Origin of the sequence: Dyella thiooxydans, from assembly GCF_001641285.1 — a bacterium.
Lineage (GTDB): Bacteria > Pseudomonadota > Gammaproteobacteria > Xanthomonadales > Rhodanobacteraceae > Dyella_A > Dyella_A thiooxydans.
Map to the genome: position 1 here is coordinate 1,892,758 of NZ_CP014841.1, position 14,732 is coordinate 1,907,489.

The following is a 14,732-nucleotide window of genomic DNA, read 5'->3' on the forward strand; positions in this document are numbered from 1 at the left end:
ACGTCGCCACCTCGCGCCCAACCCAGGCGCCAGCGCGACCGGGGCTTTCAGGCCCGTCCGGTTTTTCCGACCAGCCTCCGCAACAGGAACAGCAGTCCGGTCCGGATGTAACGGTGGATCAGCAGCGCCACGAGCGCGAGGATCGAACCGACCACGCTCGGCAACACCCCGCCGAAGGTGTAGGCCATGCCCAGCACGAAGCCCAGCAGGTATTCGGCCCGGTAGATCGGAACCACCAGCGCGATGAGGAACAGCGATTCGAACATCGCGCCCGTTACTTGATCGTCGCCGCGCGTGAAGAACACCGACAGCAGCACGCCGAAGCACAAGGCGCCCAGAAAGCCGATCGTGGCGTCCCGGGACGACGCGCCAGCCTGCAAGACGACGCGCCGCTGCACGCGCCCCAGCAGGAACCACGTCATGCCCGGCAACACCAGCGCGCCCCATCCATTGGAGATGGCCGGCATGTCGGCGCGATCAAGAAAGTGATGACTGGGCACGCCACCATGGAGGTGCTGCCAGGCGAGGAAAGCCCACTCGGCGATAGCGACGCATGCCGTCGCGACGGTGCGCACGCGCGACAACGATGGGTTGTCCATGTCCCCTCCAAGGGCCTACGGCAGAAAATTCCCGACCACGCACCGCTCCACCTGCAGGTGACCAGGGACACCAGGATCATCGCGGTGGCGCATGCGCGAACCCAGTGCCGATCGTCACCGGACAAGAGGCCACCTCAATCCGACAAACTCAACGAGCGAGGCCGGCCCGCGCCGAGGCGGAGCGCCCGGCCGCCGATCATCCAGGGGGCGAGATCTGGGAACTCATCGGAAGTACCGAGCGGCCGCGGCCGCGAGCGTTCAAAGCCCGCGATGGTCTCGGGAGGTTCCTCGGAAAGGAATCTGGGTGCCCGCGAAGTGAGCAAAAGTGCACTCTGACCCCGGACTTCGCTCAGCCCATCGCGGCCCGGGCCGCCTCGGTCAACCACTGCATGGCACCGCGATAGGGGCCGGGGCCGTGGCTGATGCGGGCCACGCCGAGCTCGGCCAGGCGCGCGCGGCCGGGCACGCCGGGCATCACCATGATGTTGAGCGGCAGCGGCGAGGCGTCGGCCAGGCGCGCGATCAGCGAATCGGCGATCACGCCGGGCACGAACAGGCCGCTGGCTCCGGCGTCCGCATAAAGGCGGGCGCGCCGCAGGGCCTCTTCCACCATGGCCATGTCGTGCGCTTCGGCCGGCTTCTGGAAAAACACGTCGGTGCGCGCATTGATGAACAGCGGCACGCCGGCCGTGTCCGCCGCCTGGCGCGCGGCAGCGAGGCGCTCGGCCTGGTCGGCCGGGTCGCGCAGGCTGCCATCGGCCGGAAAGCTGTCTTCCAGGTTGCAACCGATGGCGCCCGCTTCGAGCGCGGCGGCCACGGTGGCGGCAACGTGTGCAGGCGTCTCGCCATAGCCGCTTTCCAGGTCGATGGTGACAGGGTGGGTGACCGCGGCGACGATCCGGCGCAGGTTGTCCAGGGCGAAGGAAAACGGCATCTGCTCGCCGTCGGCGAAACCGTTGGCGGCGGCCACCGACCAGCTGCCGGTGGCCACCGCGCCGGCGCCGGCCTCGGCGACGGCTCGCGCGCTGCCGGCATCCCAGGCGTTGAACAGCACCAGCGGCTGGCCGCTCACGTGCAGGGAATGAAACAGCTGGGCCTTCTCGTTCTGTGAGGTCACATCAAACTCCAGCGGGTTATCGGGGAAACTCGTTCAAGACGGACGGCGACGCGCGGTGCCGCCGTCTCGTGGCAACTACCGGCGCGTGCCCGAACCGTGGTGCGTACGGACGCCTTGCGGTGCCTGCTGCCACGGGTGGGCACGCGCCATGACGGCTCAGGCCTGTTGCGCGGCCTGGGCGGAGGCGTAGGCCTCCTTCAGTTTGGTTGCGCATTCGTCGCAGCACACCTCGACGACGGCGCCGCCGATGCGCACCTGGATAGCGGTGTCGTCCAGTTCGTAGTCGCAGGCAGCACAGGTTCGCTTGCTCATGTCGGATCTCCTTCAAAACGGGAAGAGAGACCTTCCAGCGCCGCCCCGCGCATGGGGGTCCGGGCAGGAAGGTGATCGACCCCGCGCGGGGTGGAGACAGTAGACCCCCGCGCGACTTCCGGCAGCTATCGAAAACTTTAGCGATCAGCGCCGCAGCGCGATCTGCCGGAACTCACTGGGCGTGCGTCCGTACATCTTCTGGAACGCCGCGGTGAAGTGGCTGTGGCTGGAGAAGCCCAGCTCCATGCCCAGCGCAGCCAGATCCTCGTAGTCGCGCAGCAGGTCCAGGGCGCGCGCCAGCCGCAGCCGCAGCTGGTAGCGGTACAGCGGCACGCCCTCCACCTGGTGGAAGCTCTGGGTGAGGTAGACCGCCGACACGCCGACTTCCGCCGCCACCTCGGCCAGCGTCCAGCGGCGCGCCAGGTCGCGCACCAGCACCAGCTTGGCGCGATCCACCAACCGCTGGCGCGCCTGGCTGGCGCCGGCCGCATGCGTGGTGCGCGGCGCCAGCGCGCGGTGCGCGAGCGTCAACGCCAGGCTCTCGCCTTCCAGCGGCTCGGCCACGCCCTCGCGCAACGAGTGACGCAGCAGGGCCACCAGCACCTGCGCGCGCGGGTCGATGCGCAAGCGCGTCTGGCGAAAGCGCAGCGGCTCGCCCGGTGCCAGCAGCTCGGCCGGGGCGATCTCGCGCAGCAGCACCTCGTCCAGCGTCATCGACAGGCTGGCATCGCCGCCCGGGTTCGGATGGCTGATCCGGTAGTCCTCGCCGGCGTTGAAGAACAGCACCTGGCTGGCGTCCGCCACCGCATCGTCAGCGTCGACATGGCGCACGTAGGTGCCGCGGTAGGGAAACACCAGATGCGTGCGGCTGGCGCGCTCGACCGCACTCTTGTGCCGGCAGCTGCCCGCGCAGACCACGTCGCGCAGCTCGACCATCGGCGTGCTGAGCAGCGTGTGGACCTGAAAATCGGGATGCTCCGCGGACATGCAGCGATTATGGCCAACGGGGAGCGGCCCGCGGGAGGAGTCCGCCTGCGAAACGTCCCGAACAGGGTGCAGCGCGCGCGTTCTCTGTGGCCGCGCTGAAAAATCGCCGCTGCCCCCGACCCGGTCTCCCGGACCTGGCCGAAAACGGAGCACCCTGCCCGTCGCGATGGACAGGGTGCTCCGGCACACGTGCCCAGGAGCGGTGAGCGAACCGCCGCGCCTTACTCCCCGTGGCAGCGCTCGTCGTCGTGGCCGAAGCCGTGGCCCCTACCGTGCGCGCGGGTGAAGCGCTGCGGCTGGTAGCCCGGCAGGTCCGCGTCGTCGAAACCGAACACGAAGAAGCGGTTGGGGTTGTCCACGCCCTGCGGGTAGACGTCGTCGGTCACTGTGGGGAGAAAGTCGTTGTCGTTGGCGACAAACAACGTGTGCACGCGGTGACCGTGGCGCATCACGTCGGGGCCGAACGCCACGCCCTCGATCTTGGCCGGGATCGCCTCGGGCGAGAACCCATGGGCGCCGAGCACCGCCACCAGGTCGAGGAAGTCCTGCTTGCTCACCGCCGCCGCGGCCAGCGCGTCCGCACCGCTGAGCTCGCTGACGTCCTGCGCGTGGCTGAGGTCGATGCGCATGAGGTGCTTGAAGCTGGCGCTGCTGCCGTCGCCCAGGCCCTTGCCGTCGCGCTCGTCCACCAGGAACGCGTGGTCGTTGATCGCCACGATCTCGCTCACGATGGTGTACTTGGGCTTGCTCGCACTGCCCACGTTGGTCAGCGGGTAGGCGTACTGACGCGTGCGCCCGGTCGCCAGGTCCAGCTGCACGATGCGCGTGGTGCCGGCCTTTTTGCCTCCGTCCTGCAGCAGCGGGCTCTGCATGATGCCGGTGAGCGTGCGGCCGTCCGGCGAAATCGCCAGGCCTTCCATGCCCTTGTTCGCCAGGCGGCCGCTGGTGTTGCCGTCGATCTCCGCATCGCCGGTGGGTGCGGCATGCGCCACGCCCAGCATCGCGGGCAGGCGGTAGGCCCTGGTGCGCACGCCGCTGCGGCGGTCGAAGCGGTAGAGGTAGGGGCCGTACTCGTCGGACACGTACACCGACTCGCCGTCGGCGCTCACCCGGATGCCTTCCGGGTCCAGCCGCGCGTTGAACGGCGAACTGGACGGCTGGCCCGGCGCGGCGTTGTCCGAGCGGCCGGTGAAGTAATGGCGGAACGGCCGGTTCAACGCGGGCCGGCCCTTGGGCAGGTTCACCGCGGCGCCGTCGCCGTAGTACAGCGGAAGCCGGTCGGCCAGCAGCGTGGTATCGCGCAGCCGCGGCGACAGCGTGAACGGCAGCGCCGCACCCGGCGCGCTCGGCTCCAGCGTCATGCGCAGCGTCTGGAAGCGGTCGATGTACGAGGTGGTGTCGTCCGACAGCGCGTCGTAGGCCACCGCGTTGGGGCCACGATCAGGCAGCGCGAGAAAGGTGTTGCAGCCGGCATAGGCCAGGCCCGAACCCAGACCACCGAGCACGTTGCCCGGCACGTTGTTCTCCAGCGGCCCGGACGTGCGATACGCCAGGTCACCGCCATGACCGTCGAGCTGGCCCGCGGCAATCAGGTCCACCCCGGCAAACGCCGGACCAGTCATCGCCAACCCAAGGGCCGCAAACAGGGCAACACGCGTGTATCGGATCATCGTGCGTCTCCGCTGGAGGGAAAGGTCCAGCGAGCGTGCATCGGGCGTGTGGCAGTGGGATGACCTTGGGGCTACGGGGTGAGAGGTCTGCTGAAAGGGGAGCGCGGGGGCTAGCCGACCCATGTTCGCCGGGCGGTTGGGGGCCGGGTCTTGGCTCCAATACAAAGTGCACTTTTGCACCCTGCTTCGCTTTCCAGCGGTGGGCCGCTTTCGGCCAGAAGCGGACGGTCAATTCTCGAGCTTAGCGACCCGCGGACGCGACGCCTGCCTAGTGGATTGGTTCGTGCGCGGAGTCGGAGAACTTCAGTTGAAAGAGACTGTGAGTTGGCCTGGTAACATGCCACGCGATAGAAAACGTTCCAGCGAGAGAGTTCTGCTGCAATTACTGAGGGACCACGTCGTCCTCCATTTTCCGGGAAGAATTCCCTCGCGCTGCAATGTACCCCTTCAAGTCCTCAGGAATCTTTTCTGAAAAGCCTGCCTCATGCGGATTCTTGGCTCCAGGAAAGATCGCGTTGGCACGCCGCCGGAGCTCAAGGATGTACCAGATCGACGCAGTGGAGACGATGGCGAATTCGATTTTGGATATATGAATGGCTTCTCCCTCTTTGAATCCGAGACCCGGCACCTTATCTACAAGTCGGAGGTCAGCGATACCGCCGCGATGAACGACGGCGTTCCTGACTTCCACGAGTTGAAGGATCGAATCTCGAACCTCTGTCGGAACCCCTCCCGACATCCCGACAGCGTCCAGCACGGATTCGAAGCGGCCTATACCTGACTTGAGAGGAGCGCCAATTCCCTTCTTTATCTCCTCCGCTATAAAACGTACCCGTTGATCAGCGGAAGATCGGAGCAATGACACAACATCTACTTTTCCTGCTTTCAATCCCGACACCATGGGCAGTTGGTCCCAGCGATCAGTGTCGGCCAGCACAGAGACAAGCAACGTGTCCACCACGACTTCCAATGCTGTGCAGAGACGAATGTATGCAAGGCTGTGAAGGTATGAGGTCAGGCCGCGCAAGTCACTAACCCCTCTCTTGACCGCCTCTGCATTCCGTTCCATGCGAAGTAACGAGCCATCGCCCCATGTGACTCCAGACCTCTTGGTCATATCCTTAGCGAGCTCTGGCGCTTTCGCAGTAAAGGGGCTTAGATCTATTGATGCCTCGCAAAACGTGACGAACGTAAACAACTCACCGATAGCTTCCTCGCCGTCAGCGAGTGCTTTCTCAAGTAGTTCAAATGTCTCAGCCATGCTGTTCCTCTGAAGCGATCAGGTATCCCGAAATATCCTATCAACCCCATCTGTAGCTCGAGACGTTCCTCGTGAGATTCGCAAGGTGCACCTGTTTACCCACCGAAACACTACTGGTCACTAAACCAATGCTCTCGGCCAGCTAGCTCGGAACCCGGCAAGACGTAGGCGCCAGGCGAAAGCAATTCAATTACTAGGTTCGACCGGCTGTGTCTAACGTCAGCTATGGGTCGAACTCTGCCCGTCGAGCTTGCCCGGGCGTCGCCGAGCCACATGGGCCGGTCCCGGCCAAAAAGCGGACGTCCAACTCCCTATCGCGGCGGCAACTCTAAACGGCGCACCCAATCACTGTGAGGTTCAGCGATGCTGCGGTCGGCCCTTGTCCGCCGAATCGGCGCGGACCGCATGAAAGCGACCGTCCGCACGTGCTGCCAGCAGCTTGACAGACTTCTCCAGCGGCATTCCGGGCATGCCGACCTCCTCGGTGACTGTCAGTTGCAATCGCTTATGGACGCGCGTGACCTTGATCTGGCAGCTGCTATGGAGTCCCTGGGTGACCAGAATGTCTTCGCCGACGCGAAGGTCCACGGTCATGGGCCCGGGCGACGAGGCTTTGATTTGGGTCCGGGTGCCGTTGCGGTGTGTGACTTCAACGAAATAGGGTGCGTCGGCGAATACCAGTTTTGCCGAGTCGGTTTGCGGGGTAGCGTTTTGGAGCCAGCAGACCATGCCTGCCCGAGCCGTTGGTGCGAGAAGGCTGGCTGCCACGACAAGAGCGGACATGGAAAGTTGTTTCATCATGGTGTCCACCCTTAGCGCTATTCCGAAGCCGTTGCCTGTGAAGGAGCCCGAATTTCGCGAATTTACCATGCTCGCTTATGGACATCGTGGGCGAAGAATACATCCGCCATCGTCCTCTTCGGGTCGGGAGCGGACCTTACGAATCCGACGGTAGCAGGCCATTTACCGCGAGCAACCGTGCCAGAACGTAGTGGCCGAAAGCCGCTAACTCGTCCTCGGATAGATCCAGAGAGGCAAGCTCTCCTCGCTCGTAATCCTTGAACGTCACGAAGACTTCGTGCTGCCACGGCCCCGGCTCTCCAGGCGCTTGATTCCTGACGTCGTCGAGGACGACTCGCAGGCGGCCATCCGACAGCCTCAACAGGCTGCAAGCGACTCCGCGCTCCCCCCTCTCCTTGTTGCCGCTATCCATGCCTCCTCCTTGTCTATCGGCATGCCTGGTATGGGCCGAAAGCCGACCTTTATGGCGAATTCTGCTCGGCCTGCTCCAGAAACAGACTCTGCAGATCACCCGACAGATCCCGGCCATCGCTGATCAAACGGAATCGACACTCCTCGCCGCCGAGCGGGCAGCTGCCGTCGATCACGCCGAGGACATTGGCGGTGGCATCGATGGTCACCTGACGGGTCAGCTCAAGCAGCACCTCGCGCTGATCGGCGGACAGGTCGCGGAAGACACTCAAGACGCGTCGCCAGTAGGGATCGGAGGCCCGATCGATGTCGGTGTCCAACAGCAGCTTGCGGTAGATGGCGTGGTTTTCCTCCACGACGGCCGCGTTGAGTTGCGATACGAAGTCGTGTGGGGTCATGACGCCTCCAGAGTTTCGCCGCTGCCTGCTCCGAAGCCGGGACCGGGTCCAGTGATCACCACATCTGCTTCGGGTTGAGGCAGGAGCTTAAGACAACCCGCCCGACAAGGCTCCCGGCCCTAGGCCGCGAACCGGCCAGCCCAGCTGCCCCAATCATCGCCGACGGATCTCATACGGGATCGGAGGTACGCCGAATCGACGCAGATGCATCAATCCGGCTCACGATCACCCGTCGGCGTTTGTGCCCGCACGATCCGCACGACCCGCCCGTAAACCACATTCACCAGCAGCTCCACGTCGCCGCCGGTGGTGCTGGCGAACATCACCACCACCGTGTCGATGTCCTTGTGATATCGCGCAATGCTCTGGTAGCCGGGCAGCCAGCCTTTGTGGCCGAAATCGTAGGTGGCCGCGTAGATGGCCTGCGCGTCCTTGCCCAGTAGCGTGCCGTCGTTCAGCGCGCGCAGGAACACGCCGACGTCCTGCGCCGTGGCGATCATCGAGCCGCCGGGGGTTTCGAAATCCAGCGCCTTCATGTCGGCATCGACGTGATAGTGGCGACCACTGGCCAGCTCGTCGAGGTTCACCTGGTGCATCGAGGTGAACGTGTGGGTGAGCCCCAGCGGCTGGAGGATCTGCTGCTCGATGTAGCGCTGGTGCGGGTAGCCGAGCACCCGGTCGAGAATGGCGCCGATCAGCAGGTAGTTGGTGTTGGAATATTCGCGCTTCGCATCGGGCGCGAAATCGGCGGGCTGGTCCAGCACCAGCTTCAGGGGGGCGTGGCGGTCGCCTTGTTGGTTGCCCCAGTCGAAGCCCTTGGCGTCGACGAAGTTGGGAATACCGCTGCGATGCTGCAGCAGCATGCGCAGGGTGATCCGATCCGCGTTGGCGATGTGCGCGGCCAGCTCCGGCAGGCGCTGCGCCACGGTGTCGTCCAGCGACAGCACGTGCTGGCTGACCAGCTTGGCGGTGGCCGCGGCGATGTAGAGCTTGCTGATGCTGGCGATCTTGAACAGCGCGTGTGGATCGGCCGGCACGCGGTGCGCGAAGTCCTTCCAGCCGGCGGCGTAGAAGCACGGCGGCTGGCCGGCCCGGTCGACGTAGACAATGACACCATCCAGCCCGTCGGCCACGGCATCGTCCACCTGCTGCTGCACGGTCGGCGGCAACGGCGCCAGCCACGCCTTGATGCCGGGCCAGGGCGGCAGCGTGATGGCGCAGACCAGCGCCACCAGCGGCATCACGATGCGCAGCACGCGGATGATCGGCTTGACGGGCCTCTTCATGCGGTGACGGCCTCCCCAGGCCCAGCGTCGCAAGAATTCACGACCTTACACCAGCCTGGCCCGCCCTGCCCGATCGGATCAGCCCGCCGGTCGCACGCCTGTGTTGGCTTCCAGCTGGTCCGCAAACGCGCGCTGGTAGGCCGGGCGCGCCTCGCCACGCGCGACGTAGGCAGCGAGGCTGGGGAATTCATCCAGCATGCCCGACGGCCGCGCCCGCAGCAGCACCGACACCATCATCAGGTCGCCCGCGCTGAACCCGCCATCCAGCCACTCGGCATCGCCCAGGCGGGTGGCGAGCTGGCCCAGGCGTTGGCGGATGCGCTCCTTCACCAGCGGCAGGCGCTCCGGTGTCCACGGCCGGTCGCCCTCCTGGAAGCGCGCGATGACCAGCTCCAGGATGCACGGCTCGACCGAATTGAGCGCGGCGAACATCCACATGACTGCGCGCGCCCGCGCGTCGGCGTCCGTGGGAAACAGGCCGGCATGCCGGTCGGCGATGTGGAACACGATCGCCCCGGTCTCGAACAGGGCCAGGTCGCCCTCCTCGTAGGTCGGGATCTGCCCGAACGGATGCAGCCGCAGATGCGCCGGCTCCTTCATCGCCTGGAACGACACGTAGCGCACGTCGTAGGGCAGGCCGGCTTCCTCCAGCGCCCAGCGCACGCGGGTGTCGCGCGCCAGGCCCATGCCGCCGTCCGGCGAGCGTTCGAAGGCGGTGATGGTGATGGTCATGGGGTGTTCCTCGGAATAGGTGGCGGGCGGCGATACGGACCGGTCATCGACAGGTGACGTTCCGCATCCGGCTCGCCGCCTGTCGAGGGAACGACGGGCGGTACCGGCGGGATTCGACATCCCCCTGCGCGCATCGCGCTCCGGTCGCACCCGCTTCCTCGACCCATCCGGGGTTCGGATGGCCCGCTAGAGCCGTCCGCTGCGGCAGTCCGCGACGTCCGCCGCCTTCACGTGGGTATAGGCGCGCAGCCGGGGCACCTCCGCCACCATGGCGTCCTGCTTCTGGCGCATGACGTCCAGCGCGTTGCAGAACCGGGGCGAACTGACCATCTTTTTCGCACCCTTCTCCACGCTTCGCGCACCGCCATCGGTGCCCATGTGCAACACGGAGTCGAACAGAAACCGCGGCACGGCGGTCCGGACGTATTTCTCGGCGCCGATCATGGACACGTCGACGACATCGAGGGCCGCCTTCCGATAGGCCAGGGTCGCCGCCTGCTGCGTAGCGTCGAGCGCGACCTTCTCGTCGCCCACCACCAGGCTTCCATCGGTGCCGATGTGTGCCGCCGGCTCGCCCTTGGGGCCATTCAGATCCAGGGGTTCGGCATGCGCCTTCAGGCGGTCGGCCTCGATCTCGCGGCGCGCGTCGCTCATGCAGCCGGCGAGCGAGAGGGCAACCAGCGCCATCCCCAGCACCCTTCGCATGACACGTCCCTGCATGGCTGTTCCCTCCTCGTTCGACTGGCGCGATATCGCGGAGCACGCCTTCGCAGTCCACGGCCACAGCAGCAACCGTTCGCTATCGAGCGTGCTTCCTGCGAAACCTAGACCCGTGGGCAGGAGCGGACAATGGGACTAACGACACAGGCCTCGGGTGAAGGTCGGCCCGCGGGACCGCCGCTGCGGTCACTCCGACCCGCGCGCTCCGCGCAACCAGGCCTGCGCAAATGCCTCGACACCGACCCGCGGCGGCACGGCCAGTCCGACCACCCGCACCCACGCATCCGCCCCCGCTTCATCGCCGCCAAGGACGCATCGCGCAACGTGGGCGGTGACGCGCGCTTGTCGCCCTGCTACTGAAGCACCGCCACCCCATAGCCCGGCAGGTCCAGCGTGCCGTCGTGGGAGCGGTCGGTCAGCACATCGCGTTTGCGGCCATCGAAGGAGACGGTCACCGGGGTGTCGGTGGTGTTGACGTACACGGTGCGACCGTTGACCACGCGGGCGATGACGCCATCGGGCGTGACGGGACCGCGTTCGATCGCCAGCTTCGCATAGAGCGAGCGGACCAGCGGACCGAGGAACGCCGCTTGCGATGCCGTGGCGAGATAGATCGCCTCGCCCTTGCCAAAGTGGTTGAGGGTGATCGCCGGGCTCTTTTGCGGGGTGTTTCCGAAGCTCGCCAGCACGCTTGCCGTGCCCGGCTCGAGCACTTCGTAGTAGCCGGCGGAACCGGTCAGTTCCTTTCCTTCGAAGCTCAGGGTGATCGGTTGTTTCGACCGGTAGAACGGATCGGTGCGCAGCCCGAAGACGTCGGCCAGACGTCCGGGCAGTGGCGTTTCGAACCACTTTCCGGTCCCGTCGACCTTGGCCGAATAGCCGGTCATGACGACGGTGCCACCCTGGGCGACATACCGCCGGATCGCGTTCGCCGTCGGCTCGTCCATCACGTAGGTGGCCGGCAGCAACACGAGTTTGTAGTTGTCGATCGGGTCGTGGGCGATGTCGATCACCGCCACATCGATGTTGTCCTTGAAAAAGGGCTGGAAGGCGGCCTTGAGCTGGTCGCTGTAGTTGTCGGTGAAGTACTGCCTCATGGTGTTCGGCCCGGGCGGCGGGTTGGTGATCCAGGCCGTCTCGTACGAATCCTCGATCGCGACCTGCGGCTGGCGCCGGCGCGGAAAGCCCATCGTCTGCAGCTGCTTGAACTCCTTGGCTATCCGGGCGAACTCACCGACCTTCCACGAGGGCCGGCCATCGTGGTCGAGCAGGCCGAACAGCGATTGCTCCTCGCCGCCGATGTGCGAGTTGAAGGTCCAGGCCAGGAACGTCTGGGCGTAATGGAGCAGCCCGAAATAGGCCCACATGCGCGAGCGGCCCGGCACGCCGTAGTCGCCACCGCCACCGGCGGTGAATTCGTTGAACCAGACCGGGGTGCGATGCCCGGCCTTGATCATCATGACGTCGAACGCGGCACCCAGCGGGTCGCGGGTATCGGGGTAGAAGCCTTCGGCTCCGTAGGTCGAATACCGGTTCCATGAACGCAGGTAATCGAAGCCCTTGGCCGGCGCGTTGGGCCACAGGTTGGAGACGGCGGGCAGATCGGGCGCGACGTGCTTGCGCACGTCATCGAGGTCGCCGAGGTCGGCAATGGTCATGTCGGACCAGAAGCGATGCAGGTCGAGGTTGCGTTCGTTCGGTCCCGGCCCCTCGCCATAGGGCAGCTCGACCTGGCTCCAGTCGTTTATCCGGCGCGACCAGCGCTGCGTCGCCCAGGCCTTGTTGAGCGCCGCGATCGTCCCGTAGCGCTGCTTGAGCCAGGCGACAAAGCGTGCACGATCGCCTTCCGAGTAGGACATCGGCGAGCTGCCCACCTCGTTGTCGTAGCCGACCGCCACCACCGCCGGGTTGTGCGCGTAGCGCGCGAGCATCTTCTCGGCGAGCTGCCGCACCAGACGCCGATAGTCCGGGTCGCTGATGTCGTCCCAGTAACGGGTGGCTGGATGGAGTCGCACGCCGTCCTGGTTGACGATATCGACGCCCGGGTATTTCCGATGCAGCCAGACCGGCGCCGGCAGGCCGGGAATGTCGAGAATCACCTTGATCCCGGCGGCGTGCATCTGGGCCAGGATCGCGTCGAACCAAGCGAACTCGAACTGGCCTTCGCGCGGCTCGAACGAGTCCCAGGACAGATCGCCCATGCGCACCATGGTGAAGCCGGCCTGCTTCATGATCGCGATGTCGTGCCTGATCTGTGCCGGGCTGCGGTCGATCGGCTGGTAACAGGTGCCGACGAACAACTGCCCTTCGCCCGTCGGGTCGGCATGACCGGCGGGACTTTGCGCCTGTGCCGGCTGCACGGAGGCAAACCCGGCACCCAGTGCAAGCGCGATCGCGATCTTCGCCGCCTGGTCGGTCGCATGCCTTTTCAGATTCATCGGTCGTCGTCCACGTCGAAGGAGAGTGCCGGCGTCGTGCCGTTGCGTACGCGCTCAGGCGAAGGTGATCTCGAACACGCTGGCGTGGCGGGTCGGCAGCGTCGCGGGGACATCGACGAGCAGCGCCTGCCCGGTCTGCCGAAAGGCGATGGCACCGTGATGACCGAGCAGCCGTACGTGTCGCACCGGTCGTCCGGAGTAAGGATTGCCGCTGGCCAGCGAGGCGATGGCGACGCTGCCCTCCGGCTCGCCGAGGGTGATCGCGAAAAGGCGATCGCCCTTGGTCGTGAAGCGGATGTCCCGGGCGGTGTAGGCGACCTGTTCCTTGAACATGCCCGCGGCCGCCTCGGTCGGCCCCTCGCCGTCGATCTTCCACGGCCGCGTGCCGTGGATGGCCTCCGCGTTGACCGCCATCCACGTCGTCAGCTCGGCGAGCAACTGCTCGGACTCGGGCGGCAGGCTGCCGTCGGCATGGAGCACGACATTGAGCAGCAGGTTGCCGTTCTTGCTGACGATGTCGGCCAGCATGGTCACGACCTCGTCCGCGGTCTTGTAGCGGTCGTTCTCGTTGAAGAACCAGTCGCCGTTCGAGGTATCGGTTTGCCAGGGCAGCGGGTTGATGCCCTTCAGCACGCCACGCTCGACGTCCTGCACCGCCCATTCCTTGTGGAATTCGCCCGACCCGGAATCCTTGCAGTTGTAGACCGCATCCAGCTTTCCGCTGCGGGCGATGCTGCTGTTGTAGAGATCGGCGACCAGCGAACGACCGATCGCACCGAACGGCAGCCCGCCGTCGGAATAGAGCAGGTCGGGTTGGTAGTGGTCGACGAGATCGCGAATCCGCCGATACCACGTCCGGTGGTAATCGGCATTGCTGGTGTACCAGCTGCCCGGCGTGTTGCGGAAGGGCTGGTCGCGATTGTCGTGGTAGAGGTCTTCGTAGCGAGGATCGGCGCCGTCATAGTCGATCCCGAGTTTCGGCCAGAACTGGTCGTACAGATGGTTCGGATACCACCAGCAATAGCTGGCACCGAGATGCTCGGACACGCCGAAGCGCAGGCCGCGCCGCGTCGCCGCTGCCTTCCAGGCACCGACGATGTCGCGCCTGGGCCCCATCGCTGCGGCGTTCCAGCGGTGATGTCGCGAATCCCACAGGTCGAAATTGTCGTGGTGCACGCCCATCGAGACGAAATACTTCGCCCCGGCGGCGGCATATTTCGCCATCAGCGCATCGGGATCGAACTTGTCGGCGGTCCACAGCGGGATGATGTCCTTGTAGCCGACCACCGAAGGGTGACCGTAGTTCTTGACGTGATGGTCGTAGTGGGGGTGCCCCGGCACGTACATGAAACGCGCGTACCAGTCGCCTTGCCGAGGCACGGCCTGCGGCCCCCAGTGCGCCCAGATGCCGAACTTGGCGTCCCGGAACCACTCGGGGGTCTGGTACGCCTTGAGCGACTCGACCGTTGGCTCGAAGCGACCGGGTACCGGCGCGGGTGTGTCCAGGTCGCCCCGCTCAGGGCGACCGGTTGCGCGCACCGGCATCCCGGAGGAAAGCGCTGCGGCGATCGACCCGATCGATGCCCCCAGAAAGTTTCGTCGGTTGAGCCTGACCATGGATTTCCTCCTGCCGATGATGGGCGGCAACGCTTGTCGTTCGAAGCAGGACCGAGCGACTCGGTGGCCACCTCGCTCATGCACTGCCGATGCACGTGTGCTGTCGATACCGCGGCGTGGTCGAATGCCGACCTGCGGAGCGGACGCAGCGCCACGTGGACGAGCCGGCCGCGGCTATCGATGCAGGCAAGGCAAGACCGCGTCGCCGGCAGGTGCGACGATGCAGGTCCAGTCCGTCACGCATGCGCCAGGGCGAGAGCGATGGCCATCGCGGCTGAGGTACGGCCCGGCGCAGATGCATCCCGCGCGGAGTGGATGCCGTGTCCGCAAGCCGGCTCACGCGATCCCGGTGCAACGGGTGGTCCGATCCCCATCGGCGTCAT

The 14,732-nt window shown here is 65.8% G+C and carries 14 protein-coding genes; all 14 read right to left on the reverse strand.

Going from position 1 to position 14,732, the window contains the following annotated elements; genetic code table 11:
- Positions 1 to 47: 47 nt before the first annotated feature.
- Complete coding sequence (locus ATSB10_RS08580; RefSeq protein WP_063672121.1) at positions 48 to 599, reverse strand: hypothetical protein; 552 nt, start codon at positions 597 to 599, stop codon at positions 48 to 50.
- Between the two features lie 349 nt (positions 600 to 948).
- A complete protein-coding gene (locus ATSB10_RS08585; protein ID WP_063672123.1) occupies positions 949 to 1,716 on the reverse strand; it encodes an isocitrate lyase/PEP mutase family protein in 768 nt (255 codons plus the stop codon).
- A 156-nt stretch (positions 1,717 to 1,872) separates the two neighbouring features.
- A complete protein-coding gene (locus ATSB10_RS19565; protein ID WP_169816709.1) occupies positions 1,873 to 2,028 on the reverse strand; it encodes a hypothetical protein in 156 nt (51 codons plus the stop codon).
- Positions 2,029 to 2,172: 144 nt separating this feature from the next.
- Positions 2,173 to 3,015, reverse strand: coding sequence for a helix-turn-helix transcriptional regulator (locus ATSB10_RS08590; RefSeq protein ID WP_063672125.1), 843 nt, complete (start codon positions 3,013 to 3,015; stop codon positions 2,173 to 2,175).
- A gap of 221 nt (positions 3,016 to 3,236) precedes the next feature.
- Positions 3,237 to 4,685, reverse strand: coding sequence for an esterase-like activity of phytase family protein (locus ATSB10_RS08595; RefSeq protein ID WP_063672127.1), 1,449 nt, complete (start codon positions 4,683 to 4,685; stop codon positions 3,237 to 3,239).
- 382 nt (positions 4,686 to 5,067) lie between these two features.
- On the reverse strand, positions 5,068 to 5,946 hold the full coding sequence (locus tag ATSB10_RS19330; protein WP_157469168.1) for a hypothetical protein: 879 nt from the start codon (positions 5,944 to 5,946) through the stop codon (positions 5,068 to 5,070).
- A 357-nt stretch (positions 5,947 to 6,303) separates the two neighbouring features.
- Positions 6,304 to 6,747 carry a hypothetical protein gene (locus ATSB10_RS19335; RefSeq protein WP_157469169.1) on the reverse strand — a complete coding sequence of 148 codons (444 nt, stop codon included), beginning with the start codon at positions 6,745 to 6,747 and terminating at the stop codon, positions 6,304 to 6,306.
- 136 nt (positions 6,748 to 6,883) lie between these two features.
- Positions 6,884 to 7,159, reverse strand: coding sequence for a hypothetical protein (locus ATSB10_RS08610; RefSeq protein ID WP_063672133.1), 276 nt, complete (start codon positions 7,157 to 7,159; stop codon positions 6,884 to 6,886).
- 49 nt (positions 7,160 to 7,208) lie between these two features.
- Positions 7,209 to 7,556, reverse strand: coding sequence for a hypothetical protein (locus tag ATSB10_RS08615; RefSeq protein ID WP_063672135.1), 348 nt, complete (start codon positions 7,554 to 7,556; stop codon positions 7,209 to 7,211).
- Between the two features lie 209 nt (positions 7,557 to 7,765).
- Positions 7,766 to 8,842, reverse strand: coding sequence for a serine hydrolase domain-containing protein (locus ATSB10_RS08620; protein ID WP_063672137.1), 1,077 nt, complete (start codon positions 8,840 to 8,842; stop codon positions 7,766 to 7,768).
- A 78-nt stretch (positions 8,843 to 8,920) separates the two neighbouring features.
- Positions 8,921 to 9,574, reverse strand: a complete 654-nt coding sequence (locus ATSB10_RS08625) for a glutathione S-transferase family protein (protein ID WP_063672139.1) — start codon at positions 9,572 to 9,574, stop codon at positions 8,921 to 8,923.
- Between the two features lie 186 nt (positions 9,575 to 9,760).
- Positions 9,761 to 10,261: a hypothetical protein gene (locus ATSB10_RS08630; RefSeq protein ID WP_063672141.1), complete on the reverse strand. Its 501-nt coding sequence runs from the start codon at positions 10,259 to 10,261 to the stop codon at positions 9,761 to 9,763.
- Positions 10,262 to 10,647: 386 nt separating this feature from the next.
- Entirely contained in the window at positions 10,648 to 12,732 is a 2,085-nt protein-coding gene (locus ATSB10_RS08635; RefSeq protein ID WP_063672143.1) for a beta-galactosidase, read from the reverse strand.
- Positions 12,733 to 12,786: 54 nt separating this feature from the next.
- Positions 12,787 to 14,349 (reverse strand): alpha-L-fucosidase, encoded by a 1,563-nt coding sequence (locus ATSB10_RS08640; RefSeq protein WP_083966152.1) that lies wholly within the window; start codon positions 14,347 to 14,349, stop codon positions 12,787 to 12,789.
- Positions 14,350 to 14,732 lie beyond the last annotated feature (383 nt).

Excerpts from the sequence above, each read along its gene's own strand:
- ATSB10_RS08580 (WP_063672121.1), bottom strand. The coding sequence starts at position 599 with ATGGACAACCCATCGTTGTCGCGCGTGCGCACCGTCGCGACGGCATGC.
- ATSB10_RS19330 (WP_157469168.1), bottom strand. The coding sequence starts at position 5,946 with ATGGCTGAGACATTTGAACTACTTGAGAAAGCACTCGCTGACGGCGAG.
- ATSB10_RS08635 (WP_063672143.1), bottom strand. The coding sequence starts at position 12,732 with ATGAATCTGAAAAGGCATGCGACCGACCAGGCGGCGAAGATCGCGATC.
- ATSB10_RS08595 (WP_063672127.1), bottom strand. The coding sequence starts at position 4,685 with ATGATCCGATACACGCGTGTTGCCCTGTTTGCGGCCCTTGGGTTGGCG.
- ATSB10_RS08625 (WP_063672139.1), bottom strand. The coding sequence starts at position 9,574 with ATGACCATCACCATCACCGCCTTCGAACGCTCGCCGGACGGCGGCATG.
- ATSB10_RS08630 (WP_063672141.1), bottom strand. The coding sequence starts at position 10,261 with ATGGCGCTGGTTGCCCTCTCGCTCGCCGGCTGCATGAGCGACGCGCGC.
- ATSB10_RS19565 (WP_169816709.1), bottom strand. The coding sequence starts at position 2,028 with ATGAGCAAGCGAACCTGTGCTGCCTGCGACTACGAACTGGACGACACC.
- ATSB10_RS19335 (WP_157469169.1), bottom strand. The coding sequence starts at position 6,747 with ATGATGAAACAACTTTCCATGTCCGCTCTTGTCGTGGCAGCCAGCCTT.
- ATSB10_RS08615 (WP_063672135.1), bottom strand. The coding sequence starts at position 7,556 with ATGACCCCACACGACTTCGTATCGCAACTCAACGCGGCCGTCGTGGAG.
- ATSB10_RS08620 (WP_063672137.1), bottom strand. The coding sequence starts at position 8,842 with ATGAAGAGGCCCGTCAAGCCGATCATCCGCGTGCTGCGCATCGTGATG.
- ATSB10_RS08610 (WP_063672133.1), bottom strand. The coding sequence starts at position 7,159 with ATGGATAGCGGCAACAAGGAGAGGGGGGAGCGCGGAGTCGCTTGCAGC.
- ATSB10_RS08640 (WP_083966152.1), bottom strand. The coding sequence starts at position 14,349 with ATGGTCAGGCTCAACCGACGAAACTTTCTGGGGGCATCGATCGGGTCG.
- ATSB10_RS08590 (WP_063672125.1), bottom strand. The coding sequence starts at position 3,015 with ATGTCCGCGGAGCATCCCGATTTTCAGGTCCACACGCTGCTCAGCACG.